This is a genomic window from Bilophila sp. (assembly GCF_057864385.1).
On sequence record NZ_DBMAFI010000003.1, the window covers coordinates 96,094 to 122,100 of the forward strand.

Sequence of the window (26,007 nt, forward strand, 5' to 3'; positions counted from 1 at the left end):
CTTACTTGCCTTCGCGCAGGGCATCCACGAAGCGGCGATCCACCAGCGCGTCATAATCGGGTTCCCTCTTGATGATGCCCAGTTCCAGCATACGCTTGCCGAGGGCGGAAAGCCGCTTCATAAAGGCATCATCCATGTCCCACACAAGTTCCATGTTGTCGGCGGCGTCACGCAGCACGTCAAGCTCCACGCCGAACATCTTCGATGCTGTTCCGAGCCAAAACGCCTTGTCGGACATGCATTGTTCGGTGGCCTTCCGGTGGGCGCGGATCATTTCCATCACGCGCTCCGGCTTTTCCTCCACAAAATCGCGCCGCACGATCATGCCGCTGTTGATGGCCCCGACACCTTCCCCATAATACGGGTAAGCCAAAATTTCCCCGTAGCCCTGCCGCTTCGCCAGCGTGGGCAGAGGCTCACCGGACAGGTAGGCGTCAATGTCCCCCCGGCTGAGGGCGGTTCCCATATCAAAGAAGTCGATGCGGACAAGCCTAGCGTCCCTATCGGGATTGAGCCCGGCGCGGGTGAGGGTCTCCCGCAGCAGGATTTCATGCATTGTACCGGGTACATAGCCGATTTTTTTGCCTTTCAGATCCGCGACGCTTTTGACGCCGCCGTCCTTCCTCACCACAAGCGCGGAGCACTTGTTGCCGAGCGAGGCGACGAGTACGATGGGTTCCCCGCGCGAGGCGGCCTGAATCGCCAGCGCCAGCGTAGTCCCGGTCATATCGAGGCTGCCCGCCAGCAAAGCGGCCTTCTGATCGCCCGGATTGGTGAACGGGTGAACCTTCACCGCTGCGCCGTCCGCAAACGGCGCATACAGGAACGGCTGGATGGTTTGGGCCGTTTTCCATGTGCCTACGTTCCACGTTTCCGCCGCCAGGGACGGCACACACAGGGCCAGGGCCAGTACCAAGGTCAGGAGCAGCTTTCTCATGTTGTGCGCCTCCGGCGGCAAGGGGCTACCGCCCCCTTGACCCCTGTTTGGGGGGCGAGCCGCCCCCCAAACCCCGGCAAGTGCGATCCGTTTTCCTCCCGAACAGTGTTCGGAAGGAAAACGGATCGCTCCTGTCGCGTCAGGTGATCCGCCACGGTTATCATTGCCGAAAAAAAATCCGTTTCCGCATTAAAAATGGCTGTGTTATAAAAAATGGTTGATGCTTTTTTCCTTGAAGTTCCACAGGGATAACCGACAAAATGCCTTAGCCCTGTATTCCGCCAAGAGGAAAACCGGAGAAAAAGGCTGTATTTTCACCGCACTGTGGAGATGAAACAACCACAAACTATAACAAAGCCTTGTTTACTCGTGGTTTCGCTGAAAAGTTATCAACCGTAAACTTAAACACAGCCGCCTTAAAAATACATATGGGGAGGGGATGAGGGTTTCCGTTGCCGGGCAGCCCATGCCGGACATCCCGCCGGGAACCGGCGGCCCATTCCCCCGCCTGAAATAAGGGATTCGATAAGGCCGAAAGTCTTGGGAGGGGAAGGGGGAGGTTTGGAGGGGGGAGGGGAACCCTTCTGGAGAAGGGTTCCCCTCCCCCCTCCAATCATTCCTCTAGCCCTTCACGACATACCCGACATCCCTGAAAAGCCGCTTGGCATCGGCAACAGTGAACCCCTGCCACTCGGCGGAACACTCGGCGTCATTCCGGGGCACGGCGCCGGTCTCCACAACCACGACGTTCGCTCCCCATTCAAGCGCCTCTTTGCAGGGGGGATGGACGCAGATGTCCGGTACGTTCACGCCCCCGCAGATACGGGTGATCGCTACAATCTGGGCAAGGCGGCGATCCGGGAGGGGGGCGTGCGATTCAAAGGGCGTGCCCTTGACGTTGATGCGGGCCATTGCCCCGCTCAAGGCCGCGCCATTGGAAAGGGCCTCCATGAGCACATCCGCGATCTCCTCATCCGTGTGCTCCGGCCCCACGGGTTCCACCAGATGCGCCAGCTTGAGATCCGAATCCCGCACCGCCGCCAGCGTAGCCTTGCGATCCTCAGGCCGGAAGCATGTCGCCTGACCTTCCCCAAGCCGCAGGGAGTGATACACGACATCTATGCCCGACGCGGGCATCGCCTGTGCCTCAACCGGCCCGAATTCACCGGTATTCACCACCAGCCCGTAATCTCCGGGGACGGCCCCGCGCACCTTTTTCGCCAGCGCGCAAAGGCGGTTGAGCCCATAAAATTCCGTTGTCCGCAGCGTCACCCACGACGCGCCCTCGTCTACAAAAGCCCGTGCCGCCTTGATGACGGCTTCGTCGTCCCACTCATGCGGCTCGGCAATCAAGCCCCACTTTTCACCGAACGCGCAAAACCCGCAGTTCATCGAACAGGGGCGGCAGTCGATGCCGATGGCGCTCCACACCCGCCCTTCATTGCCGGCCACGATATGCGCAACCTCCCTGGCCGCACGCCCAAGGTAAGCCGCTTCCTCCGAGTCCGGCGCAAGGGCCAGCAGGCGCAGCACCTCATCCCGCGAGACGGCCATGCCGCGCAGCGCCCGGTTTTTGAGTGCGTCAATGAAAGGATAGATGCCCATCGGCCTGGCCCCGGCAGCAGGCTGGGACGCCCCGCAGCCGCAGGGGGCGGGCGGGAAAAGCGAACCAGAGGGCCGGAACAGATCTTGTGGGGACAGGGAAACGGAATCCTCCGGCATAGGGCATGGTTCCGAATGCATCCCGGAGCGCGCGTCCTGCAAGAACAGCAGCAGGTTGGCGATGAAAGCCTGATGCGAGGTCAGTGTGCGCATCCATTGGTTGAAACAGTGCCCGCCCTTTTCCGTTAGCCTGTACCGCTTACGGGCGGGGCCGCTGCCCTCAAGTTCCCAGTCCGACTTCAGCACACCCTCCTGCTCCATATTCCTCAGCATCCGGTAGACGCCGGTGGCGTCTGGAGGCTGCTTGCGGAAAAGGCTTGTTTCCGCAAGGCGTTGCACCACAAGATAGCCGTGCAGCGGCCCGGAGGACAATACCGCTAAAATCACCGGCTGCACGAACCGCGGCAGGTTCACCCCGGAACAGGGGCAGTTGTCTAGATCCATCATCAGACTAGCTCCATGAGTTGATATAACTCTTTTCTGAAACAGAAGTTCCTGTCAAGGACTTTTTAATATATGCAATAAGGCATAATTAAAAAATTTTTATTGGTTATAGTAAGATACCATACATTCGGGGCAATATCTGCCGTGGATCAAGCCCCATGCCGACAGCGGCAAAGATATATCTAATGAAAAGGCTGTGTCATGGAAAACGGCTGATGCTTTTTCCGTTGAAGCCCCAAAGAAATGGCCAGCAACATGCCTTGGCTATGGATTCCGTCAAGGAGAAAACCGGAGAAAAAGGCCGTATTTTCACCGTGCTGTGGGGATGGAACAATACATGCCCTTTATAGGGCCATAAAAATCCTATCCGTAAGGCTGAAAGGCGCCGAAGGGGACAACACACGCATACCGGCCCTAAAAAAGCCTCAGAGGACGGATATGCGCGAAGGGCCTCCCCAGACGCAAACAGGGGTTCCGAATCAGCCTGAGCCGTCCCGGACCCCCCGTTTGCGTCACACGCCGTGCCCTTTATTTGCAGCCTAACCCGTCATTTGGATATGAATCCCCAAGAAGTGACCAGATAGGTAAGCTGATTCGCGGACATATCAATATTCACCGCGTAGACGGGATCGGCGGTATGCCCAGTGAGGATGGCTTCCTCTTGGGAAGGCTCTTTGACGGTGGCGGCAAGCGCTTTGAAAAAGCCCTGCGTCGTAAACAGGACGGAACAGGCCCCCTCTGTGGCGGTGGAAAAGACATTGAGGCGCTTGCGCATGGCTGTCCAACATTCATCGTCGCTCTTTCCCTGTGCCGCAAGCTGATAGAGATCAGCATGGCCCATTGCAGGCTGTACGGTTATCGGCATGCAGCCGCGAGCGCGCAGGTCGCCGAATATCCGTGCGAGGAGCGGATCACCCATATCTGCATACAAGATCACCGCAGCCGCCTTGCCTTCTTGGAACTGCACTACGCAAGTCCAGTCGGCCTCCATCCACTTGTACGGGAGCTGGAGCATATCCGCGTTGTCGGTAGGTTTTGCGCCGAGCGCTTTCGCCTCATCTTGGGACATGCCGAGCGAGAATGGGCCGATGCCTCGTTCCCCCGCAGGGGAAGCGCTCCCGGCGGAAGCGGCAGGGGAAGGGCCTCCGGCGGGAACGGCGGTTTCCGGGCTGGTGGCATGGTCAACGGCAGCGCCGGAAGAAGGCTTGGCGGGATTGGAGTCGGCGGATTGGGCAGGCGCTGCGGAGGCGGCTTTTTCCTGAGCCGCAGCCGGATCATCCGCCAGCGCTGCGGAAGAGGCGAACAGCACGGCGGCAAGCCCAAAAAGGATATGTTTCATGATTGGAACCTCTCTGATTATCGTGTCCGCGCGGAACGCCGCGTACTGCCAGTGCCAGACAGGAAATCATCCCTTTTGTCAAGGCTGATGGAGAAATGTTGATGCCCGGCGCAAAAAAGGGTTGTGGCGCCGTCATAAAGAACGTATTGATTTCATTTGAAGACAAAGATATGTTCTGCAAACCTTTTTTGTGGCCCTGTCATAGCATGCGGCTGTTTCATCTCCACAGCACGGTGAAAATACGGCCTTTTTTCCGGTTTTCCCTCGGCGGGATACACGGCTAAGGCATTTTGCCTGTTATCCTTTTGGAGTTTCAAGGAAAAAAGCATCAACCATTTTCTATGACACAGCCTTTCATCATCACGGGGAACCCATGGAAAACCGTCTTTATGCCTTTGACTGGAAGTATATTGGCGACATAGAGCTTGGCCGCCCTAATCTTGGCAAAATGGCCCGCCTTGAAATCTACAGGCTCTTCCAATACACCTTGCGCGACGTGCTTGAGGCTGAATACGGTACGGGGCAATCTGAAAGGTTGTTATATAAAGCGGGGTTCCTCGCCGGGATGGAATTCTGCAAACGGTATGTTGGGAAATGCGCATCGTTCAGCGATTTCGCCGCTAAGGCCCAAACCGCCCTTGAAGAGATGGGGGTCGGCATCCTCCACATTGAACATGCCGACATGGATAAGCTGGAGTTCACGCTCACCGTGGCGGAGGATCTGGACTGTTCCGGGCTCCCGGATTTGGGCCATGTCGTCTGTACGTATGACGAAGGGTTTATTTCCGGCCTTTTTGAGAGCTTTACGGGCAAGCCTTTTGAAGCCAAAGAAGTTGACTGTTGGTGTACGGGCGACAGAACATGCCGTTTTGAAGTCAAACCTGCTGCCGAGTGACTCATGACAGCTCCCCTCTCGACGGATGAAGCGACAGCGATTCTTTCGTCCATCCTCATGGATCCCCAGTGGTCTGCGGATTCCATCGCCGGATTGCCCGAAGACGATCCTTTCGGCAAGCTTTGTTGTGATTTGGCCGAAATCCGCGCGCACGTACAAGCCTTGTCCAAGGGAGACCTGAGCAGAGGGAACAAGGCACGCGGCTTCGTAGCCGGATCGCTCAAGGCTACGGAGGCCAACCTGCGCCACCTTACATGGCAGATGGAACGCGTCTCGCAGGGGGACTATTCGCAGTCCGTATCGTTCATGGGAGATTTTTCCAAGGCATTCAACAAGATGAGCCGGGAGATGCACAGCAGGGCCGAGGAGCTTTCCCGGCTGCTCGAACGGTATCGGGTGCCTGCGGACGAGGATACGCTGACGGGGCTCCTCAACCGGCGCACCTTTTTTAAATTGGCCATGAGCGAACTCCGGCGCGCGAAGGAATTCCATCAGGATTCCCATCCGGCACTTTGCCTCGCCCTTGCCGATCTCGACAACTTTAAAAACGTAAACGGACACTTTGGGCACGCCAACGGGGACAGGGTTCTTCAGCTCTTTGCCTGCCGCCTGCGTGAAGCCTCCCATGACGATGATTTGTGCTGCCGTTTCGGGGGCGACGAATTTATCATCCTGCTCCCCCGAATCGGCAGGGATGAAAGCATCGAACACGTCAACCGCTTACGGGAAATCTGCTCGCTGGCCCCTACTCATGGGCCAGCCCCTGAAATGAAGGTCACGGCCAGCTTCGGCCTGTCCTTCATCGGCGAATCCGAACTGCTCAATACGTTCAATTCCGTTGAAATCCTTGAACATGCCATTCAAGTCGCCGACCATCGCCTTGCCCGTGCCAAACAGGAAGGCCGGAACCGCATCTGTTCCGCAGGATAAAACGGCATCCCTGTTCAGGGCAGCCGTTGGCGGCCCCGTTCCATGCCGTGCGGAACGCGGGCACGTCCTCCGGCGATGATGGCCTCAAGGCCGCCCATCATCAACCCCTGAAAGGCCCCCGGCGCTGCTGCCCGCCGATGTCGGTATAAAAGCGATACGGCATGCCATGCCCGTCCCTCCGCCCTTCGGCACAGCAGGCATTGCATCCATACCTTGCCGCCGCCCTTCCCCGGATGCGGAAGGGGAAGCCGAGGAACAGCGGCATCCCTTCGCTGAGGCAGGCGGGCCTCTGTTCGCCGTTCCCTCGCCCCCTTTATGGACACGGGCTGCGGGGCTCCTCCCAATATTTCAGAAAATACAAGCCTGCAAAAGGATGTTCCCTCCGCCCATACAAAAGATGCCCGTTTCCAAACGGGAACATGGCCGCCGGGCCATGCGGGCCCCATTCAGCGGGCCTTCCTCTTTTTGCCGAAAAGCCCTACCTTGGAAGGGAAGAAAGGGCGCTGACGGCGCCTCCAACCTTTTCCACACAACGCCATGAAGACAGAATTTGAAACAGCCACAACGGATCTTGCCCGCAGAGTCCCCCCACACAGTGCGGAAGCCGAGCGGGCCGTGCTCGCCGGGCTGATCCTGCGCCCTTCCGCAATGGGGCAGATCGCCCCCATGCTGCACCCGGAAGATTTTTACCTGCCCGCACATCAGACGCTGTATGCGGCGGCCCTTGGGCTCCATACCGACAACCGGCCCGTGGATCTCGTTACCCTTGCGGAACACCTGCGCGATCAGGGTTCGCTGGAACAGGCGGGCGGCGCGGCCTATATCGCGGAGCTGGCGCAGTCGCATGTCAGCGCGGCAAACGCCGAGTATTACGCCAAGCTCGTGCGGGACAAATCCATCCAGCGCGGGCTCATCGAGGCGGGGGCCAAGATCGTTTCCACGGGCTTCGACACGTCAAAGGATCTGGCCGGGCTCATCGACGAGGCCGAGCAGTCCGTCATGGCGGTCTCCAGCCGTACCAGTTCCGGGGGGTTCCGGCCCGTGCAGGCGCTCGTGGGGGACGTGGTGGACGCCGTGCTCAAGCCCGCCGCGGGCGGGATCACCGGGCTCGCTACCGGCTATCCCGAACTCGACGCCATCACGCGGGGGCTCCAACCTTCGGATCTGATCATCATTGCGGCGCGCCCTGCGATGGGCAAAACCGCCCTTGCCCTCAACCTCGCCATGCGTGCCGCCATCAGCGAAGGCGCGCCCGTGGGCATCTTCTCGCTGGAAATGTCCGAACACCAGCTTGTCCAGCGCATGATCAGCCTGTGGGGGAAAATCCCGCAGGAACAGCTTTCCACAGGCCGCCTGAGCAAAACCGAGGGGGCACGGTTCTTTGAGACCGCCGATCTGCTCCGAACCGCGCCGCTGTTCATCAACGAGACGCCCGCCATCAGTACCCTCGAACTCCGTTCGCAGGCCCGGCGGCTCAAGGCCGAGCATGGCCTTGGGCTTATCGTGGTGGACTATTTGCAGCTTATGCGCTCCTCGCGGCGCACGGACTCGCGTGAACTCGAAATTTCGGATATTTCCCGTTCGCTCAAAGCCATAGCCAAGGAACTCAACGTGCCGGTCGTGGCGCTTTCGCAGCTCAACCGCAAGGTCGAGGAGCGCAAGGACAACCGCCCCCTGCTCTCCGACTTGCGGGAATCCGGGGCCATCGAACAGGATGCCGACATCGTGCTCTTCCTCTACCGTGAGGAAGTCTATAAGCCTGACACGCCGAAAAAAGGCATCGCCGAGCTCATCATCGGCAAGCACCGCAACGGGCGTATCGGAACCGTGGAACTGGCTTTCCTGCCGCAGTACACCGCCTTTGAACCGCTCGCCAAAGATCGCTGATCGGCAAAGGATCGCTGATCAGCAACGGTGGATTTGCCGAACAGACATTCCTGTTGGGGGGAGACTAGGCCGTGTCGTCGTTTTACATGTAATTATTTGAAATTATTGAAAACAATCTTTTTATGATTTAAAAATAGTTACACAGTTTCAACAGATTATATCTAATTCACGACACGGCCTAAGGCGCTTGGGGAAGGAGAGCTTTTCCGAAAGGCTGTGTTAAAGAAAATGGTTGATGCTTTTTCCTTGAAACTTCAAATGGATAGCCGGAAAAATGCCTTAGCCGTGGCTCACGCCAAGGGAAAAACTGGAAAAAAGGCCGTATTTTTCACCGCTCTGTGGAGATGAAACAACCACATTCCATGACGGGCCTTCTGAAAAGGCCCCTTCTCCAAACCTGTCAGGGTGCCCCCGTTTCAAGCGTGTTCCCCGCTTTCCGAGGATGTTATGCGGAGCTGGCTCCTGTCCACAGCATCCTTTGATGTGCTTTCCCGCTGAGGGAAACCCCCGTTCACTCCGGCTTGTATATCTAAGGCCGCAATGCAGGGCGTGCGAAAATGCACAGCCCTCTCCCCGCACATGGCGCAATGCCCGAATAGGACTTCCCTATGGCATTGCCCGCTGGATACGGACGGGGCGCTTCCACCGCCCCGTTTTTCGCATTTTTCGGCGCATCGTTCCGTTGCAAGAAATCACGCCGGAACAGCCTTGCTATATTCCTCTAATAGGCTGAATATACTTTAGGTTATGTAACTTTTCGTTGAAGGCGCCATCATTGGGGCATCTCATTGGTACGTTATTGGGAGCTCCAAAGAATAGAGGCTTCAGTGTTTTTCATGATAAAATATACTGTATTTTCAATGTAATAGCATATTTTTTCAAGAATTTTGAAAAAAAGCGAACTTTATACTTGAAAAAGAATTTCAATTTCATTATTGTCTTTTCACGGACGACGAGGAAGCAGGCAGTACCCCCGTCTCCAGTCAAACTGTTGCCGAGAAATCGGCACAGGAGCCGGGAGGTGGTTGGCCCGGCTTCTCCAGCCGGATGCCGATCCCCCCCCTCGGAAGCAGTCCTTCGGCATCCGGCAAAGAAATTTCTGAACACATGGGCTTTTCTCAGCTTCGCGTGTTCTCATTGCCTTTTCCGGCCCAAAAGAGCGAGTGTACGGGAACAAAACCGTTTCATCATGGAGTAGAGCATGAGTAAAGTACTGATTGTTTACGGCTCCACGACCGGCAACACGGAAGCTCTCGCGGAAATCCTTGGACGCTTTATCCAAGAGGCCGGACATGAGCCCACCCTTCTCAATGCCGCCGACGCCAGCGCGCCCGGGCTTTGCGACGGATGGGATATGATCCTTTTCGGCTGTTCCGCATGGGGCGACGACGAAATCGTCCTACAGGACGATTTTGATACGTTGTTCCAGCAGTTCGACCTCATCAACGCCAAGGGGCACAAAACAGCCTGTTTCGCCACGGGGGACCGCAGTTTCACATACTTCTGCGGGGCCGTCGACGTCATCGAAGGCGCTCTTGAACGGCTGGGCGCGAATGTTGTCGCTGAGGGCCTTAAAATCGATGGGCAAGCCCAGTCCGACCAGCCGGAAATCCACGAATGGGCCAAGGCTGTCCTTGAGGCGTTGTAGGAACCCAAAAAATCTTCCTTCCAAATGCTCGTTTCCTTGCGAGCGCAACGGGCCGGAGTCATCTCGACCTCTCCGACCCACCCCCCTCCTCCTTGCGCCCCGGTTCGACCGCCGAACCGGGGCGATACTTTTTCCATCATTGAGCCCTCAAGGGAATATGGCTATCCAAACCATCCCCTCTTCCATGCCGCGCCCAATGCCGCCGAGTTACGCCTCATTGGGGCAGGGCCCTTTACAAGTACAGTACGCCGTGCCTTCTTGCGCTCTAGGGCCCTTCAAACATTCGCACCCCGCACCGTTTCCTCCCAAAAAGCCAAGGAGTCCTCCCCCGGTGGCGTGCTTTTCGTAAAGGCTGTGTCCTAGGTCGTGTCGTTATTTCACATATAATTATTTAAAACTATTAAAAATAATCTTTTTACAACCTAAAAACAATTAAACAATTTCAATAGATTATATAATTGACGGCACAACCTAAAAAACGGCTGATGTTTTTTTCTTGGCGCTGTCATGGTATCTGGCTGTTTCATATCTGCAATATGCTGAAAATACAGATTCTTTCTCCAATTTTTTGCTGATGGGCTCCATGATTGGGGTATCTTATTGGCTATTCCTTTGAAATTTCAAGAAATAACGTATCAACCGTCTTCTATGGCACAGCCTTTCTCAAAGTTTAAAAGGAAGAACCAATAGGATACCTCTAAAGCCGCCAACGGAAAAAACTGGAAAAAAAGGCTGTATTTTCGCCATACTGAAGAGATGAAACAACTACATATCATGACGGAGCCTTTTTCGTCTCCATTACCTGATTCCCCTCCTCAGCGTTTTCCCGGAACGAGCTCTTTTCGCATTTGGCTGTGCCCTAGAAAGCGGCTGATACTTTTTCCTTGAAGTTCCAAAGGAACAAGCAACATGCCTTAGCCGGGGATTCCGCCAAGGGGAAAGCTGGAGAAAAAGGCCGTCTTTTCACCGTGCGGTGAGGATGAAGCAACCACATACTATGGCAGATCCTTCGTGAGGAGTCCCTTGTTTTCCCCTGTCTTCATAGGAATCTTCACCAGTCAGCATCTGTCATTGACAATTTGCAACAGGCATCCATCCAGAAAAATTTTCCCTCAGTTTCCTTGAAAGGACTGTTTCTGTTCATCACCATCTGTTACCGTCAGACAACATCTGCAACCAGCAGTGAATGACTGACAATGATAGCTTCGGACAGGCATTGCCAGACACGAAAACGGAGCACGTCAAAACGGCCACTAATACTCAATAACCATGTAGAATAAAAATATATTTATATAAAGAAACAACAGGGAAGATGTGCTATCGAGGTGTCATCGAAGAAGCTGAGGATGTCCGCTCCTTCCTATCGGAAACGATTCGGCAAAATATTCGCTTTTTGTATATATTACATTGAAATATTATGAAAAATTTAATTATAGAAACTGTTTTCCCCCTGCATCCGCCTTTCCTAAGGATTCAGAGAGCCTCAATAAAAAATCCACGAAAACCTTTTTTAGGTGTCAACGAAAACAATACGTTATCGACAGTGACAGCTAAAGTGCGTTCGTGACGGCTTATGACGCACATTAGCTGTCATATGGCTTTCCAGAGAAAAAACGAAGGACAGCGCACGACGGGAAGCTATACGGCAATATGCCCACTGATTGACGATAATAGATTGAAAAATATATTTATTTTTCAAAAATACCCAAAACGTCTGAACGCCCACCGTGCAGGGAAGGGAACCCGGCACGGCCAAGAGTATATACGGATATGGAAATGGCGGAGCGGCATCAAAAGGACAACGCATAAAAAAGGCCGTTTACACGGCCTCGTTTGTCTAGTCTTCTTTCCTGCGCCCCCGCCTTCGGGATGGAAGGGCTTCGGCTGTACGGTTGAGGATCACGATATTCCCCTTGGTCAGGATACTGGTTTTCTCCAGCACCTTCTTTTCCGCCAATTCCGCGATGGCATCCCGAATCTGCCGGCGCGTTTCCTTTAACGGCGAGCGCGGATCCATATTCAGCGCCAATGCCAGCGTGCGGATATCCCCCCGGAAAACCGGGTTTTCCCTGTGCGACTGGCAGAAGCGGTACATGGCCTTCGCAATGCTTCCCCTGATCTGGAAGCGCTTGGCCACGTCAATCCAAGTAAGCCTGTTCGCCACGTACATTTCCCGGAAGAACGGGCTGATTGTCACTGAAATATCCCGTTCCGCATCATTTTTTCCGCGCAGGCGCAAATTCGAGATAATGTGCGTAAGGTCGTAGAACGTCTCCTGCCCCCTTTCACGCACCACCAATTCGATGGTTCCGTGCGCAAGGCATGTGAGCCCTGTCACCAAGCGCGTATAATGGTTCTTCCCCGGCCTCTTATGCCCCATCAAACGCAGGATCGGCAGCAACGGGCCGCGATAGGTAAATTTTCCCGTACCGCTCTCCGGGAACGCCGACCGCACAGGTTCCGGAAAAGCCTCCACGCCTCCGGAAACATACGGGGCTTCGGGGAGCTCCGGGGCGACAGGCACAAAACCCTCTTCCGTATCCTTTGCGGGAAGCGTTCCGGCCGAGCGGGCATGGCGTGCCTCGACCCCCTCAGCCCCGGATTCAATGATCGCCAGCAGAGCCATCAGCACATCCTCCTCCTCAACGCTGAGTTTCGGCCCCGTATAAAGGATATCACCCCACGGCCCAGAAGAGATGCGTTCCTTAAAGAAGAAAGCCCCAGACGCCGCAATGCCGCCTTTTTCACGCGAAGTAATGTCGGGATCACGCATCAGCGCATCCCGGCGCCCCTTTTCAAGGTTATTCATCGGAAAAAACGGCGAAACGCGTGCAATGCTGGTTGGATAGCCGCACCAAAGTGAAGGGCGTTCCTCAGCTTTAGGGGCAGGCAGGGGGGCTGGAGGAGCGGCCTCAACAGGGCTGGGCGCAGGAACGGGCTTCGGTGAAGCCGCCCTGACGACTTCACACGCCGCCTCCCTCGCCTGTTCGCGGGCGAGCTCCTCAAGGCTCACAGGCAAGGGCCGTTTCCGCTCATCAGGCGCGGCAAGCGGACGGCAAGCCTTAGAGGAAGGGCTTCCATTTCTGCGCCACTCTTCAATGATCGCAACGATAAAAGCCGGAACATCCTTCCAGTCGAGTGCATCGATCTGCGCGGCAAGCGTGGGGTTGTACAGCCTCAGGCGCTCCCGCTCCTCAGGGGAAAGGGGGGAGGGGCCAGCCGCCTCAAGAAAGCCCTGCAACGCTTCACCTACGGATTTCATCTTATTGGCCATAGCAATATTCCGCATTAGAGCACCAGCCTGCCGTCCAAACGGCACAAGGGCCGCCGGAAGGTGCTGAAACCCGGAGGCGCCGGGCGCGCATCCATAGAAGAAAAAGGTGTCAAACTCCGCAAAAGGCCTTTCTTTCCCCAGCCCTCGCCGCTCATTTCCGACTCTAGAAAATGTTGATGGCGGCCATTCTCCGCATACATTTACCGCTTTTATTCAGGATGATCATTGACTTTTTTTGTGTATCGTGCAAAAAAATCGACACATCATACGTAAATCGGAGGATCTCATGGCAGCGAAAGTCATCGCTTTTGCAAACCACAAAGGTGGCGTGGGCAAGACCGCGAGCACTGTTAACGTAGCGTATTGCCTCGCTAAACGCAAACGCCGTGTGCTTGTTGTGGACTGTGATCCTCAGGGGAACGCCTCGCTGACCCTCGGAACCATATCTCCATACGAGCAACCCCGCACCGTGGCAAATCTTTTTACCGGGCTTTCGTTTTCGGCGGCGGCCGTGCCTTCCAAATATGAAGGGCTGGATCTGATCCCCGCCAATCTGAACGTGTACGCTACGGTAAGTACGCTTTCCAATTCCATCAAGCGCTTTTTCGGATTCCGCCAGGCGCTCGATAAGGCGGCACTGAACACCTACGATTACATCCTGCTGGATTGCCCGCCCACTATTGAGGGCGCGCTCCTGACGAACGCGCTTATCATTACGGACTATATCATTATTCCGGTTGGAGTTGAGGACACTTATGCCCTTTCCGGCGTGAGCCATCTTATCAAGGTCGCGGAAACCCTGCGTGCCGATACCGAGTCGAACCTCGCGATCATGGGCGTACTGCTGACTATGTACGACGGCCGCAATAATGCCGCGAAGACCATCCGCAACGTGGCGATTGGGACTTTCGGCGAGGAAATGGTATTCCGTACGACCATCCCAAGAAATACTACGCTGAACAAGGCCGTTATGAGCAATCTTGCCGTCTGCGACTACGATGACGGTTGTTCTTCCTGCCGCAGCTACCGTGAGTTGGCACAAGAAATAGAAGCCCGGCTTGATCCCAAAAATGCCTGAGCATCCCAAATGGGCATGCGGGCAAGGCCTGTTTTGGCGCTTCATATTCCTCTTTTTAATTTGAATGATTGGTAACATCTAATTCTTTCCCGGAAGAGGCAACGTGTACCGTTAGGGATTGAATCTCGTTATTAGCCGTACCATGCTACTTATGAGTAATATCCTTTCTCCGCCAGAAACAGCTTTCCCCCTCCCGGTGCACTTTATCCTCTTCCTTCCGTAAGGAACTGACATGGCTAAGAAATCAAGCATGCCGGACTTTACCTTCGCTCTAGGTGCCGACCTTCGGGAAGCGGCCGCCAAGATGCGTAAAATGAGCCAGCCGCCGAAGCATCAATCTGATGAGGCCATAGATGCCATGTCCGGCGATGCGGAAAGCACCGTCGAATCCCCAGTAGCGGCCCCCCCCATTGCTGAGGAAGAAATAACGCCGGCCCCCAATCCCGATGCGCCCATCTGCGAAGAGCCGCCTCAGGCGGCCCCCTGCACATCTGCCGTAGCTGGGCCCTCCGAGGGAAATCTTGCCCCCGCAGACTCCGCTTGTGCCCCCGCAGACTCCGCTTGTGCCGCAGCAGACAGCGGCTTGCAGCCTCTTGAAGGGACGGGCTCCACCCCCTCTCAAACAGCCGGACAAGGGACGGCAGAGCCTTCTGAGCTGCCTGCTGCTTCTGAAAAGGAAATCCCCCTCCCTGCCACCGTTGCGAAGACAGAACCATTCCTGAGCCCTTCCCCTGAACCCCATCCAGCTTCAGGGGAGGTTTTCAATGCTGCCTGCACACCGGATGCCCCCCCCGCATATTCCCACTCAGCTAGCCGGGATGAACCTTCTGCCGCACAGATTCAGGCAGCGCATGACATCTCGGATTGTATAAAAGCATCAATGTCAGTTGATGACAGCTTAATACAGAAAACAACAACTGACGACAGTCAAAAACAATCCGCCCCATGCCAGCCAACGGTTCTTCTTTCCAGAGATATAGACTGTCAACAACTGTCATACACCTATCACAAACAGTCATCGTCTGACATCGTGACAGACACATCGCAGGATATTTGCCAAGCGCCTTCCGCTCATGCTGATCCGGTAAGACAGCCGGAGGATATAGCCAGCCACGCAGCAGACACACAGGCATCACATACTCAGTCACAAACTGTCACTGACTATCAATTCTATACGACAACAGGAATGGAGTCCCTTTATCCTGACGGGCAATCTCCACTCTTAGCGGAACCTTTTCAATCTAAGACCGTTGTCTCCCCAAACGCTGTGGCTGCACGTCCCGCATCTCAAAATGACAGCTTCAAATCGTCACAAACAGTCATCAGTGTAGCAACTCCCCATGATCACCCCGATAGTTCTTTCCATTCAGAGCAAATAAAACATACGTCCACGCAATCCGCCGTCCCCCAAGGCATTTCGCCGTCCATAGCTGCGGCCACACTTCAAAATGCCCATCTTGGCGGAGCACGGCAGATACTTCTAGATGCGCTCACCGCATTGAGGCAACAATCCCCCCAAGTCGTCGTCAACCTTAAACGCCTAGCCCCAGCGATCGGGCTTTCCTACGGCACAGTCCGCAACACCATAAGCCGCCTTGTACGCGAAGGCGTCATCTGTACAACGCAAGTCCGCACCGGAGATGCACACGGCGTATGTGTCGAATTCATTGATGACAATCCATTACCGACAATGACTGTCCCTTCACGTATCAAACAGTCAACAACCTATCAGCAACAATCACAGGCAGTCACAAAAACGCCTGAAGCGGCACCTGCGTTACCGCTGGATGACACCTGCATATGGAATACTGATGGAGACTTCATCGCCATTTTGTGGCCTTTTGCTGCGGCTGCGGGGTTCGGGCCAGCCCATCTGACACAGCTTAAGCGTGCCTATCAGTTGCAGGGATGGGAACCGGAAAACGTGCCGCGGTGTTTGCGCTACCTTGATTGGGAGCTTGCCAATGGCGTCTCCTCAGGCCCTGAGCATGTCACCCTATGGCTGCGCATCATGCAGCGGCAAGGGCACTATCCGCGTCCTGAAGGGTATGTAGATCCTGAAGTGCTGCGTCTCCGTCAAAAAGCCGAAGAGGAACGTGAACTCGCGGAAGCCCGCAGCCTCTTTAAGTAATTCGCTCTTTTTTCACCAAAAGAAAACCGCGGCCGGTCTGGATGTAGTACAGACCAGACCGCCCCTTGTCCCCAGCATTAGGCACACCGGATGCTCTGGAGCAATTCATTATAACATATTACAATTATGTTATAATTTTAAAGTTTAAGGGACGCTCGATCCGGCATTGCCAGCGCAAATAAATGGGGCTTATGCCTTCCGGCGACCGCCTGTTTCCCGCAGTTGGAAGAGTATTTTCGACGTGAAAACATTTGGCTGTGCCATAGAAAATGGCTGCTGCTTTTTTCTTTGAAGTTCCAAAGGGATAACCAACAACATGTTTTAGCTGTGGATTCCGTCAATGGGAAAACCGGATAAAAAAGCCGTATTTTCCGCGTGCTGTGGAGATGGAACAAGCACATATCATGACACAGCCAAACCTTTTAAAAAAATTTACTGTTTGGAATAGCTAATGACAGTTATCGACCGTCATTAATAGTTATCTAAAAAATTCCCTTTGTACTATAAAAACCGTTACTGACCATCATCAGCTATCATCAAGAGTAATTATTTGTCGATGACCATCATTCAGCACATATAATACGGCTTTGAACCTCCGCCGCTGAGTGTCACACACACACACACACACACACTCTCTCTCTCTCTCTCTCTCTCTCTCTCTCTCTCTCTCTCTCCTACCTACCTGTGTTCATTCTTAGCAGTTGCTGTTTTCCGCAGAGGGAAAATTATTTTCTTATTGAACTCCTTTGGAATATTGAAATCCTTATAGGGGCCCGTTCAGCCCTTGATGCTCAAGGGATTTGAAAGGCTGGTGGTGGGCATTTAGCCGTATTCAAGTGGGGGATTTACCGAAAAAAGGTGGTCATTTGACCGTACATGGGGAGCCATTTTACCGAAAGTGGGCATTATGACGAATATGAGAAAGAGCCTGTTTCCCGTATTGCCGCAATGGGGGAACCCAAAAGCGGGTCAGCGCTTCCTTTTCGGTAATGTTTGGATCAACATAAAATATGTTACAGCAGAGTAAAATGTGGTAACTGGCCTTAAGGCAGGAACATACGGAAAGCAGGGTGATGGCCTCCTCTGTTTGCCAAAGTTTTTGCGTGCCATAATTTGTGTGCAGGCAACCTGCTGGAACCATACTTAAAAAGATATGCGAAAAATGAAGGGATGATGAAGAAAGTAGAGAATGGAAACTGTGATGAATCCCTTTAGAAAAGGTTCCCGTGTGATGTTGAATCATTGAAAGACGGGTTTCCGGGGAGGATATGAAAAAGGCGGGGAAAATATTTTCTCCGCCTGCTGTTTTTTGAGTGCCGTTCGCCGCATGAAGCGAACACGCGTTTATTATCTTTGTCCAGATTTTCCTACGTTCGATCTGTGTATCGGCTCTCTTTGGGATGGAAGCGGGAAAAGGTTATCGTTTCCCCTTTTGATCCGGAGTTGGGGGTTCTCCGTATCATGCTGCTTATGAGCAGGTAAAAAAGCGGGCTCCGCATTCCAAAAAAAGCGGCGGGGAAGCTGGCGGGGTCTCTTTCTGTCTATGGCCGGGAACGAAGGCTAGTTGTGCTCGGCCCCGCAGCTTCACGGCATGGGAGGAGCCGGAAAACGGTTCACACATGAGCATGTTGCGCCGCCTTCCGGGATGCCGCCTTTTCCGTTTCATGTTTCGGAAAAGGCTCGTTGCCCTTCAAGGCGAGATGGCATAGGCGTTCCTCTTCTTCAAGACAGGATTCCACCTCTTTGGAGAGCGCCTCCTTGAGGCTTGAAAAGGGGAGGGCCTTGTGCTCAACGCGGTAGATGGTGCGGTCGAACTGGGCGTTGCTTACCCCGACGATGAACAGTTCGCCGGCGCGGACTTCCCGTTGCACGATGCGCGGGGAGAGGCAGGAGAGCATGCCCGGATTGCGGAGAACTTGCTTGATGGAATCGTTATGCTCAAATTCGAGAAGGATCTGCGGACGCAGGCCGCGCGGGGTAAGTTGGCGCAGGAATGTTTCCCGCGTCCCTGATCCCGGTTCGCGCAGCAGCCAATGGCGGCTGAGCAGGGCCTCAATGGGGTACGGCCCGGCCTCGGCCAAAGCCTTGTCCGCGGTAACGATCACGAGGGATTCCTTGGCGAGGGGGGTGATCTCCACGGCGAGGTTGTGGACGTCCCCTTCCACAAATCCGACGTCGAGCAGGCCGTGTTCCACATGGCGCACAATATCCGCCGTATTCCCCGACTCACATTCGATTTCGACATGGCGATGCCGCATCTTGAAATTATACAGCACTTGCGGCAGCACGAAGTCGGACAGCGTGGTGGACGCGCCGATGCGGATTTTGCCCGCCAGCTCGTCACTCGCCACCAGCGCGAGCACATTCTTGAGTTGATTGTACAGCGGGGCCAGCCGTTCTTCGAGCAGCCGCCCCTTGTCGTTGAGCCGGATGCCCCGGCCCATCCGGTCGAACAGAGAAACCCCCAGCTCCGCCTCAAAATCCCGGAGCGCACTGGAAACCGCCGCTTGCGATATGAACAGCTTGGCCGCAGTGTCCCGCATATTCGGCGTCCTCGCCAGGGCCAAAAAAACTTCCAGATACCGAAGCGTCATAAACCCCTCCTCTTTGCTGCCGGTTGTCTGCGGCAAACCGCAATGCCATCCTTCCTTGGTAACGGATCCGGTATGGGACGGCAACCGTACTGAAACGCAACATATGGAAGATGTTTCTTTTTTCCCATGCCTTTTTTAGCATGGGTTACGCCGTTGAAGGACGCTTGGGCGCCCCCGCGTGAGGGGGGCCGCCTGTGCCCATTCGGAATCCATTCAGGGATATGTTCATGCAACAGCGTGAAAATACGTTTGTTTTTTTGACAGTCGCGTGAATGCGCCGTGGGACGTCGCCAGACGATATTTGTTGTACGTTCTTTTGTGAACGCCGACGGCATTCCGTTTCCGTTTGATCCTGCCCCGCCCTGATGTGGGATCAGGCCCAGTGCGGCAAAGAAGGCAGGAGGGCACTCTTGTGGGTGTCTGGTAACGTATTGGGGAAGAAGGCTCACAAAGGTTCTGAAAAGAGGAAGGGGGAACATTTCAATGAATGTTCCCCCCAAAGCCTGATGCCTTCAAAGCCCAACTGCGCTAAAAGTTGAGGGCGAGGATGGAGCGGGTTACGAAATAGCCGCCGCCGATGAGCCACAGGGCGAGTACGCCCGCAAGGAGGAAGGGCTTGGGGCCGACCATGCGAACCTTTTCGAGGCTGGTTTCCATGCCGAGGGCACACATGGCCATAGTGAGCATAAAGATATCCAGCGAATTGATGACGCTGACGGCCTGCTTGGGGATGATGCCGAGCGAGTTGATGCCGATGCACGCGATGAACAGGACGGCGAACCACGGGAAGTTGCTGAAACTGTAGGTGCCGTAGGAAGGCGCACGGCTTTCCTCTTCCGTTTTTTCAGGGAATCGGTTCAGCCAGAAGCCGAGGCAAATGAGCAGGGGCGCGATCATGATTACGCGGATCATCTTGACGATGACGGCGGTGTTGCCCGCATCGGCGGAAACGGCTTGTCCGGCGGCTACGGCGTGCGCGACCTCATGCAGGGTTCCGCCCACGAACATGCCGTAAGCCTTTTCGCCCATGTCAAGGAAGCCGTGGCTGTACAGGAAGGGATAGACGAACATGGCGATGGTTCCGAAAACCACGACCGTGCCCACGGCGATGCTGCTTTCATAGGATTCGCCCTTAACCACGGGTTCGGCGGCGAGTACGGCGGCGGCCCCGCAAACGGAGCTCCCGGCGGCTGTGAGCAGGGCAAGGCGGCGGGGCAGGCCGAAGGCCTTGATCCCAAGCCAAGCGCCGCCGAGAAACGTGCTTATCAACATGATGGAGCTGATCGCCAGCCCGTTGAAACCGACGAGCAGGAGATCCTGGAAGGTAAGGCGGAAGCCGTAAAGGACGATGGCGGCGCGCAGCAATACCTTGGAAGAGAGCAGGATGCCGGGCAGCCAGTAGACTGGAAGATGCAGCCGGAGCGTATTGCCGTAAATCATGCCGAGCACGATGCCCACAATGAGGGGGCTGATGCCCAAAAGGGAAATGTAATGCCACTGTGAAAGCTGATAGGCGGCGCTGGCGAACAAGACGACAAACAGGATGCCGTTCATGAGCTGTATATGGTATCCGTTCCCGATGGCTTTTTCCGACTGCATGGATGGGCTCCTTTGCGGTTTATTGATGACGTGCGGACTTTGCAGCATCTGTTTTGTCTTATCCCCATCCTGAAAACAAACGGATAAATCGTATCGGTTCAATAAACGAAACTATTCAGTATCCTGTTGAGAATATTCATTTATCTGTGACATGCATCACAAAGTGGGAAAGAGGTTCGTGAATCCCCCCGCACGAAACGGCATAAAAAAAGGCCGTCCTTTGGGACAGCCTTCTCGTGCCGCACGGCGTTTTGCAGTTCGATACATCAGATTTCCTTAGTGGTGCAGTAGATGCGGCTAATGCCGACGGCCAGAATGGTGAAGGGCCTCAAAGTGAAAAGGGACTGGATGGTCATGATGAACCTCCCCCAAAGGTCAACTGTCCAGGATAGCGGAACAAATGCGGAACATGGCGGCGGCAAGGAGCAGGAAGGGGAGCATTGAGAGCACGGACTGCATGGTCATGGGAAAACTCCATTTTTAGCGGGGTTGAACGGCACGGGGCGGCGTTGCACGCGAAGAAAAGTGTATAAGGAGAACGAAAGGGGTTGAGCGGAGCTCCTTGCTCCCTTTAACGCTTCATCCTCCCGTGCGGAACGGATGTAGCAAAGATGTCCATGCCGAGAAGGGGAAAGGCCAACTGAGCGGGTATGAAAGGCCCCTAATAAGAAATGCAGAATATCGTTGTCTTGCCGTATGTGGCGCATGGGCTTTATAGAAGCGCATGGGAGTAGCACCATAAGGTTCGGCCAACGCTGGCTGTGTCAATACGGCGGTATCCCTTTTGTCCGGTTGATATTTTTACATCTTCTTCATGGCTTGAAGGAGACTGTAGGTAAGGAGCAAAGCGATATTGAAAAGAAGCAGGGAGGACTGGGCAAACATATCTGTTCTCAGCACCATATTTTTGTGAATGTTTTTACATTTCCTTCATGGCACAATAACCGCGTACCAGACCGACGAGAAGAAAGACAACCGTAAGGAGAATGAACCGAGACTGCATATCCATAATGAACCTCCAAAGAAAAGTTGTTATCTGTTGGATGTACATTTACCACCCTCTGCCATTGAGCTGCAAACGGATAAATCAGATTGGATTGACAATGGGAAGTTATCAATCCGGCCTTCAGGCTCATGAATCTATTGCAGCCATTGATATGTGAGGCCATATGCCGACGATGCTTGTATTGGGGGCGACTTCCGGCATAGCCCAAGCTGCGGCCCGGTTGTTTGCGGATTCCGGCTGGACATTGCAGCTTGCCGGAAGGGATAGCCAGCGTCTCCGCGAAGTTGCGGATGCCTGCGGCGGGGCGCCGGTTTTTCCGTTCGACGCGCTTGATCCGGCTTCGCGTTCCGCCCTGTGGGGGCTTTTGCCGTCCTGCCCGGATGCGGTGCTGTGCGCGGTAGGCCTGCTTGGGGATCAGGATTGTGCGTGCCGATCTCCCAAGGAGGCGCTCCGGGTTATGGAGTGCAATTTTACCGGGTTGGTTCCCGTGCTCCTGCAGGCTGCGGAGGCTTTTGAAGCGCGTGGGGCCGGCCTGATCATCGGGCTGAGCTCTGTGGCGGGCGATCGCGGGCGGGCTTCAAACTATGCCTACGGTTCAGCGAAGGCGGGGTTCACGGCGTTCCTTTCCGGCCTGCGGGCGCGGCTTTGGGGTTCCGGCGTCCACGTTCTGACGGTCAAGCCGGGGTACGTTGCCACGGGGATGATTGCCGGGCGGCGTCTTCCCTCCTGCATCGTGGCCTCGCCCGAACGCGTTGCCCGCGACATTTTTCGCGCCGTCCACAGCGGCCGGGACGTGCTTTATACGCCCGGCTGGTGGTGGCCCCTTCTTGCGCTGTACCGTACCCTGCCGGAGTGTGTGGCGAAGCGTTTGAAGCTGTAGGGGAAGGGCAGGGTAGGAGAAAGGGGGAAGGAGAAGATTGGGAGGGGAGGAGGAACCTTTCTGAAGAAAGGCTTCCTCCTCCCCTCCCAAACCCACCCCTCCTCTTCCCAAGACTTTTGACTTTATCGAATCCCCCATCTCAGGCGGGGGAATGACGACATTTTTTGGGGGATTGGGGAATGGCGTGAATTGCCCGGAGCGGCAGCCGGGTTTTTGTATGGCTGTGCCATAGGAAACGGCTGATGCTTTATTCCTTGAAACTTCAAAGGAATAAACCGACAAAATATCTTAGCTATGGATTCCGTTAATGGAAAAACTGGATAAAAAGTCTGTATTTTCAGCGCACTGTGGAGATGAAACAACTACATATTGTGACAGAACCTTTTGTATGTGGCCTTGTCGTTAGGTATGTCAGTATATTTCCACAATATAGTAAAGATAAATACTTTGGGGCTGTCCTAGCTAAGGAAAAATAGTTAGGATAGCTCATGTGTGAACGGCGAAGCAGATTAAGTTTGCGTCAACAGTCTGGATTGATAAAACTATTCGTGGCAGGGGCAACAGCCCGCACTGCCGGGGAACTTGTGGGCGTTCACGTAACACAGTGGTTTCCCACTTTATGCGTCTCAGGCGCCTGATTGCCGCTCATTTGCCCAGTTATCGCCTGTCAGGAGAGGTTGAAGCCGATGAAAGCTATTTGGGCGGGGTCAGGAAAGGGAAATGCGGGCGCGGGGCAGCGGGAAAAATAGTGTTTTTTGGCTTGTTAAAACGCAGTGGCAAGGTTTACACGGCCATAATCCCTGACGCCCGCACAGAAAACGCTGATGCCTATCATTGAGGAGCAGGTTGAGCCGGACAGCATCGTCTACACAGACACTTTCAAGGCGTATAATGCGTTGGACGTAAGCTGTTTTCATCATCACCGAATCAATCATAACAGGCTATTTGTTAAATAAATAAATTATATCAATATGATATAATTTTAGGAGCCAGGCAAAACGGCATTTGCGCCGCTTTAACGGCATCAAGCCAGAACATTTCTACTGGTTCCTGAAAGAGTGTGAATGACGATTCAACGGTGGCAACCATAAAGAGCTCTTAACCCAGTTAAAGTATTGGGTAAAAGAATCTAAACATTAGCCTTAGCTAGGACAGCCCCAATACTTTTTATGTAGCTTTTTCGTTGTCTGGCTTGGCTGAGGTATTTTGTTTGGTTAGGCATTTGGGATTTCAAAAGTCTCTGCATAATATATGATTATTTTATATCCACAGCATAGTGAAAATACAGGCTTTTTCTCAGCTTTTCTGCTAGCGAACTCCATGCTTGGGGTATTTTATTGGTTGTTCCTTTGGAATTTCAAGAAATCAGGCATCGACCATTTCCTATGATACACCTTTCAAAAAATAAAATATCAAGGCTGTGTCACAGAAAACGATAGATGTTTTATTTCTTCATGTTTCAAGAGATAAGCAATAAAATGCCTTAGATATAAAATCAGTCAGCGGAAAGATTGGAGAAAAAGCGGTATTTTCACCATACTGTGAAAATAAAGCAGTCACAGCCTATGATAGGGCCTATATTAACTGCTTACTAGGTTGTGTCGTCAATTAGATATAATATATTGAAATTATTTAATTATCTTTTAAGTCACAAAAGATTGTTTTCAATAATTTTAAATAGTTAAATGTAAAATGACGACACGGCCTAGAGCGGAACTTCATATTGTGATGTGCTTATCAAATGAATGATGCACATCCTCACAGGCAATCACTTGATGCAGGATGTGATCCGTTTCTTTCCGCACTCCGTTTGGAAGGAAACGGATTACATATGCGGGGGGCGCTTGCCCCACCGGGCAGAGTCAAGGGGCGGCAGCCCCTGCCGCCGGAGGCCCCATCACAGGCTTTTCGCGCAGGGATCAGCCGGATGGGGCGGCCCCTTGCCGCAGGGGGCTATCCCATTCCCTCTTGGTTCCTCCCGCTCTGCATGGCGGCCCTTGCGCTTGGTGCCGCATCCCGGCTGCGGTTGCGCAAAGGCCGGGGCGGACGTACAAGTGAGCCATGCAATACAAAACAATACTCTTTGATCTGGATGGGACGCTGACGGACTCGGAACCGGGGATCGTCAATTCAGTGCGGTACGCGCTGCGGAGCTTCGGGATGGACGCGGAACCGGAGACGCTGCGGTCGTTCATCGGGCCTCCACTGTACGACTCGTTCCGGGGGACGATGGGCATGAGCGACGCGGATGCGAAACGGGCCGTGGATACCTACCGCGTGTATTTCCGCGATAAGGGGATATTCGAGAACGCCCCGTATCCGGGAGTGCCGGAAATGCTTGAAGCGCTGCGTGCTGCTGGCGGGCGGCTCATTGTGGCGACCTCGAAGCCGGAGGTGTTCGCCAAGCGCATCGCGGAACATTTCGGGTTTGCTCGGTCGCTGGATGGTGTCTACGGTGCGGATATGGAGGGGAAACGCTCCTCCAAAATCGACGTGATCCGCTACGCCATACGTGAGCAGGGCATAACCCCGTCGGGCGCGGTCATGGTGGGTGACAGGAAGTACGACATCGTGGGTGCCCACGAGGCCGGGCTTGCGGATATTGGGGTGCTGTACGGCTACGGCTCGCGGGAAGAACTCGTGGAGTCCGGCGCCACGCGGCTGGCGGCAAGCGTTGTGGAACTGCGTGAAATGCTGGGTTCTTCGGGCTGTTGAGGGCTTGTAGCCGTTTTGCGCGTCTCTGTGGGAAGGAGGGAAGATCCGCTTTCGTTCCAACCGCTTTCATCTGCCGCACAAAAAAGTCATAGGGGTGCCATGAAGCCGTCGCGTTGCGGGGGATACATCCGAATCCACGGAACAACCCCCGCAAGTGAGGAACGGTATGAACACCTCTCAGTTGGCTGCATTGCAATGGATGATGGAACGGGAGCTTTCGGCTCTGCGGTCATCCCGGATGTCTTCGGAGATTTCCTTCAAATGTCCCGATGAAAACGAACTGGCCTCGCGCCTGAGCGAGTATGCGGTGGACGAGCGCCTGACCGCCCGGCGTGTTGAGCGTATCCGGGCTTTGGAAAACGCCCTGCGGCGCATCGAGGTCATGGACTACGGCGTCTGTGAGGCGTGTGGGGAGCCCATACCGCTCCTGCGGCTTTTGGCGTCGCCTTCGGTGCGGTACTGCGTGGCTTGCCAGCAGGAACTTGAAGAGGAGCGGGCCGTGGCTGTAGCCGGATCTTTTGAGGCCCCGCGTCCCCGGCGTACGATGCCGCCGCGTCCGGTTAGGCCGTCCATGCCGTTTTTCCTGCCGCGCCGCAGGCAGGCAAGCCGCTAACCCCAAAGGGGGCGCTGGCTTTTGGGAAGGGCGCGTCAGGGCGGAGGGCGCCATACAAGGCTGTGGGATATGCCCGTATCCCTATGCGGGAAGGGGCCAGCCAAGCGGAGATATTCGCGTTTTCCAATGAAAATTGTATTTAATTGTATGAAATATAAAATGAATTTTTAAAAAATTATCGAAAAGGCGAATGCCTCGCCAAGCGGCGCTTGCCCCGTCCATGCGGAAAACGGAGGGAGTGCATTGGCTTGGGCGCGTAGGCGGCAAGTTGCCCGCAGGTGTGGGCAAGGGCTGTGAATATGCCTATGGTCTGCGTATATCCAGACTGCCCGCAGGCGTAAGGGCTTCCTTCCGAACGGCGGTGGGAGCGCGCAA

17 protein-coding genes and 1 pseudogene are annotated in these 26,007 nt (G+C 54.6%); 10 read left to right on the top strand and 8 right to left on the bottom strand.

Annotated features, from left to right (window positions below; translation table 11 throughout):
* Window position 1 precedes the first annotated feature (1 nt).
* The 3 genes from ACZM8Y_RS01695 to ACZM8Y_RS01705 all read right to left on the bottom strand — a co-directional run bounded on the left by ACZM8Y_RS01695 (window position 2) and on the right by ACZM8Y_RS01705 (window position 4,382).
* A complete protein-coding gene (locus ACZM8Y_RS01695) occupies window positions 2-937 on the bottom strand; it encodes an ABC transporter substrate-binding protein (RefSeq protein ID WP_482334898.1) in 936 nt (311 codons plus the stop codon).
* Between the two features lie 621 nt (window positions 938-1,558).
* Window positions 1,559-3,046 (bottom strand): helix-turn-helix transcriptional regulator, encoded by a 1,488-nt coding sequence (locus ACZM8Y_RS01700; RefSeq protein WP_482334845.1) that lies wholly within the window; start codon window positions 3,044-3,046, stop codon window positions 1,559-1,561.
* A gap of 544 nt (window positions 3,047-3,590) precedes the next feature.
* Window positions 3,591-4,382 (bottom strand): hypothetical protein, encoded by a 792-nt coding sequence (locus tag ACZM8Y_RS01705; RefSeq protein ID WP_487480191.1) that lies wholly within the window; start codon window positions 4,380-4,382, stop codon window positions 3,591-3,593.
* A 373-nt stretch (window positions 4,383-4,755) separates the two neighbouring features.
* Between ACZM8Y_RS01705 and ACZM8Y_RS01710 the strand changes: the two genes are divergently transcribed.
* A complete protein-coding gene (locus ACZM8Y_RS01710; RefSeq protein WP_482334095.1) occupies window positions 4,756-5,277 on the top strand; it encodes a V4R domain-containing protein in 522 nt (173 codons plus the stop codon).
* Window positions 5,278-5,280: 3 nt separating this feature from the next.
* The gene (locus tag ACZM8Y_RS01715) at window positions 5,281-6,207 is read left to right on the top strand and encodes a GGDEF domain-containing protein (RefSeq protein WP_482334097.1); all 927 of its coding nucleotides are present in this window, start codon (window positions 5,281-5,283) and stop codon (window positions 6,205-6,207) included.
* A 14-nt stretch (window positions 6,208-6,221) separates the two neighbouring features.
* Here the strand turns inward: ACZM8Y_RS01715 and ACZM8Y_RS01720 are convergent, their stop codons facing one another.
* Complete coding sequence (locus tag ACZM8Y_RS01720) at window positions 6,222-6,530, bottom strand: hypothetical protein (protein WP_489501518.1); 309 nt, start codon at window positions 6,528-6,530, stop codon at window positions 6,222-6,224.
* Window positions 6,531-6,744: 214 nt separating this feature from the next.
* Between ACZM8Y_RS01720 and dnaB the strand changes: the two genes are divergently transcribed.
* Together dnaB and ACZM8Y_RS01730 are read left to right on the top strand one after the other, a co-directional pair.
* Window positions 6,745-8,094, top strand: a complete 1,350-nt coding sequence (dnaB, locus tag ACZM8Y_RS01725; protein WP_482334099.1) for a replicative DNA helicase — start codon at window positions 6,745-6,747, stop codon at window positions 8,092-8,094.
* Between the two features lie 1,201 nt (window positions 8,095-9,295).
* Window positions 9,296-9,742 carry a flavodoxin gene (locus ACZM8Y_RS01730; protein WP_482334101.1) on the top strand — a complete coding sequence of 149 codons (447 nt, stop codon included), beginning with the start codon at window positions 9,296-9,298 and terminating at the stop codon, window positions 9,740-9,742.
* Between the two features lie 1,837 nt (window positions 9,743-11,579).
* Here ACZM8Y_RS01730 and ACZM8Y_RS01735 read toward each other — a convergent pair.
* Window positions 11,580-13,016, bottom strand: coding sequence for a hypothetical protein (locus tag ACZM8Y_RS01735; RefSeq protein ID WP_479859332.1), 1,437 nt, complete (start codon window positions 13,014-13,016; stop codon window positions 11,580-11,582).
* Between the two features lie 286 nt (window positions 13,017-13,302).
* On the opposite strand from ACZM8Y_RS01735, the gene ACZM8Y_RS01740 reads away from it, so the two are divergent.
* Complete coding sequence (locus ACZM8Y_RS01740) at window positions 13,303-14,094, top strand: ParA family protein (protein ID WP_302554665.1); 792 nt, start codon at window positions 13,303-13,305, stop codon at window positions 14,092-14,094.
* Window positions 14,095-14,326: 232 nt separating this feature from the next.
* On the top strand, window positions 14,327-16,225 hold the full coding sequence (locus ACZM8Y_RS01745; protein ID WP_489501520.1) for a hypothetical protein: 1,899 nt from the start codon (window positions 14,327-14,329) through the stop codon (window positions 16,223-16,225).
* An 889-nt stretch (window positions 16,226-17,114) separates the two neighbouring features.
* On the opposite strand, the gene ACZM8Y_RS01750 is transcribed toward ACZM8Y_RS01745, so the two are convergent.
* The 3 genes from ACZM8Y_RS01750 to ACZM8Y_RS01760 form a co-directional block, all read right to left on the bottom strand.
* Window positions 17,115-17,468: a hypothetical protein gene (locus ACZM8Y_RS01750; RefSeq protein WP_489501521.1), complete on the bottom strand. Its 354-nt coding sequence runs from the start codon at window positions 17,466-17,468 to the stop codon at window positions 17,115-17,117.
* Between the two features lie 370 nt (window positions 17,469-17,838).
* Complete coding sequence (locus ACZM8Y_RS01755) at window positions 17,839-18,819, bottom strand: LysR substrate-binding domain-containing protein (RefSeq protein ID WP_482334424.1); 981 nt, start codon at window positions 18,817-18,819, stop codon at window positions 17,839-17,841.
* Between the two features lie 528 nt (window positions 18,820-19,347).
* Window positions 19,348-20,418 carry a YeiH family protein gene (locus tag ACZM8Y_RS01760; protein ID WP_482334426.1) on the bottom strand — a complete coding sequence of 357 codons (1,071 nt, stop codon included), beginning with the start codon at window positions 20,416-20,418 and terminating at the stop codon, window positions 19,348-19,350.
* Window positions 20,419-21,587: 1,169 nt separating this feature from the next.
* Here ACZM8Y_RS01760 and ACZM8Y_RS01765 point away from each other — a divergent pair.
* The 4 genes and pseudogenes from ACZM8Y_RS01765 to ACZM8Y_RS01780 all read left to right on the top strand — a co-directional run bounded on the left by ACZM8Y_RS01765 (window position 21,588) and on the right by ACZM8Y_RS01780 (window position 25,632).
* On the top strand, window positions 21,588-22,304 hold the full coding sequence (locus ACZM8Y_RS01765) for an SDR family NAD(P)-dependent oxidoreductase (RefSeq protein ID WP_479859539.1): 717 nt from the start codon (window positions 21,588-21,590) through the stop codon (window positions 22,302-22,304).
* 488 nt (window positions 22,305-22,792) lie between these two features.
* Window positions 22,793-23,444, top strand: a pseudogene (locus ACZM8Y_RS01770) (IS1595 family transposase).
* A 921-nt stretch (window positions 23,445-24,365) separates the two neighbouring features.
* Window positions 24,366-25,019: an HAD family hydrolase gene (locus ACZM8Y_RS01775; protein WP_482332745.1), complete on the top strand. Its 654-nt coding sequence runs from the start codon at window positions 24,366-24,368 to the stop codon at window positions 25,017-25,019.
* Window positions 25,020-25,185: 166 nt separating this feature from the next.
* Window positions 25,186-25,632 carry a TraR/DksA family transcriptional regulator gene (locus ACZM8Y_RS01780; RefSeq protein WP_482332749.1) on the top strand — a complete coding sequence of 149 codons (447 nt, stop codon included), beginning with the start codon at window positions 25,186-25,188 and terminating at the stop codon, window positions 25,630-25,632.
* Window positions 25,633-26,007: the final 375 nt, after the last annotated feature.

Bases quoted from the DNA above. Each gene is read 5' to 3' on its own strand.
- ACZM8Y_RS01780 (WP_482332749.1), top strand. From the start codon at position 25,186: ATGAACACCTCTCAGTTGGCTGCATTGCAATGGATGATGGAACGGGAG.
- ACZM8Y_RS01755 (WP_482334424.1), bottom strand. From the start codon at position 18,819: ATGACGCTTCGGTATCTGGAAGTTTTTTTGGCCCTGGCGAGGACGCCG.
- ACZM8Y_RS01735 (WP_479859332.1), bottom strand. From the start codon at position 13,016: ATGGCCAATAAGATGAAATCCGTAGGTGAAGCGTTGCAGGGCTTTCTT.
- dnaB (WP_482334099.1), top strand. From the start codon at position 6,745: ATGAAGACAGAATTTGAAACAGCCACAACGGATCTTGCCCGCAGAGTC.
- ACZM8Y_RS01715 (WP_482334097.1), top strand. From the start codon at position 5,281: ATGACAGCTCCCCTCTCGACGGATGAAGCGACAGCGATTCTTTCGTCC.
- ACZM8Y_RS01750 (WP_489501521.1), bottom strand. From the start codon at position 17,468: ATGATTCAACATCACACGGGAACCTTTTCTAAAGGGATTCATCACAGT.
- ACZM8Y_RS01710 (WP_482334095.1), top strand. From the start codon at position 4,756: ATGGAAAACCGTCTTTATGCCTTTGACTGGAAGTATATTGGCGACATA.
- ACZM8Y_RS01705 (WP_487480191.1), bottom strand. From the start codon at position 4,382: ATGAAACATATCCTTTTTGGGCTTGCCGCCGTGCTGTTCGCCTCTTCC.
- ACZM8Y_RS01740 (WP_302554665.1), top strand. From the start codon at position 13,303: ATGGCAGCGAAAGTCATCGCTTTTGCAAACCACAAAGGTGGCGTGGGC.
- ACZM8Y_RS01760 (WP_482334426.1), bottom strand. From the start codon at position 20,418: ATGCAGTCGGAAAAAGCCATCGGGAACGGATACCATATACAGCTCATG.
- ACZM8Y_RS01775 (WP_482332745.1), top strand. From the start codon at position 24,366: ATGCAATACAAAACAATACTCTTTGATCTGGATGGGACGCTGACGGAC.
- ACZM8Y_RS01700 (WP_482334845.1), bottom strand. From the start codon at position 3,046: ATGATGGATCTAGACAACTGCCCCTGTTCCGGGGTGAACCTGCCGCGG.
- ACZM8Y_RS01730 (WP_482334101.1), top strand. From the start codon at position 9,296: ATGAGTAAAGTACTGATTGTTTACGGCTCCACGACCGGCAACACGGAA.
- ACZM8Y_RS01765 (WP_479859539.1), top strand. From the start codon at position 21,588: ATGCCGACGATGCTTGTATTGGGGGCGACTTCCGGCATAGCCCAAGCT.
- ACZM8Y_RS01745 (WP_489501520.1), top strand. From the start codon at position 14,327: ATGGCTAAGAAATCAAGCATGCCGGACTTTACCTTCGCTCTAGGTGCC.
- ACZM8Y_RS01695 (WP_482334898.1), bottom strand. From the start codon at position 937: ATGAGAAAGCTGCTCCTGACCTTGGTACTGGCCCTGGCCCTGTGTGTG.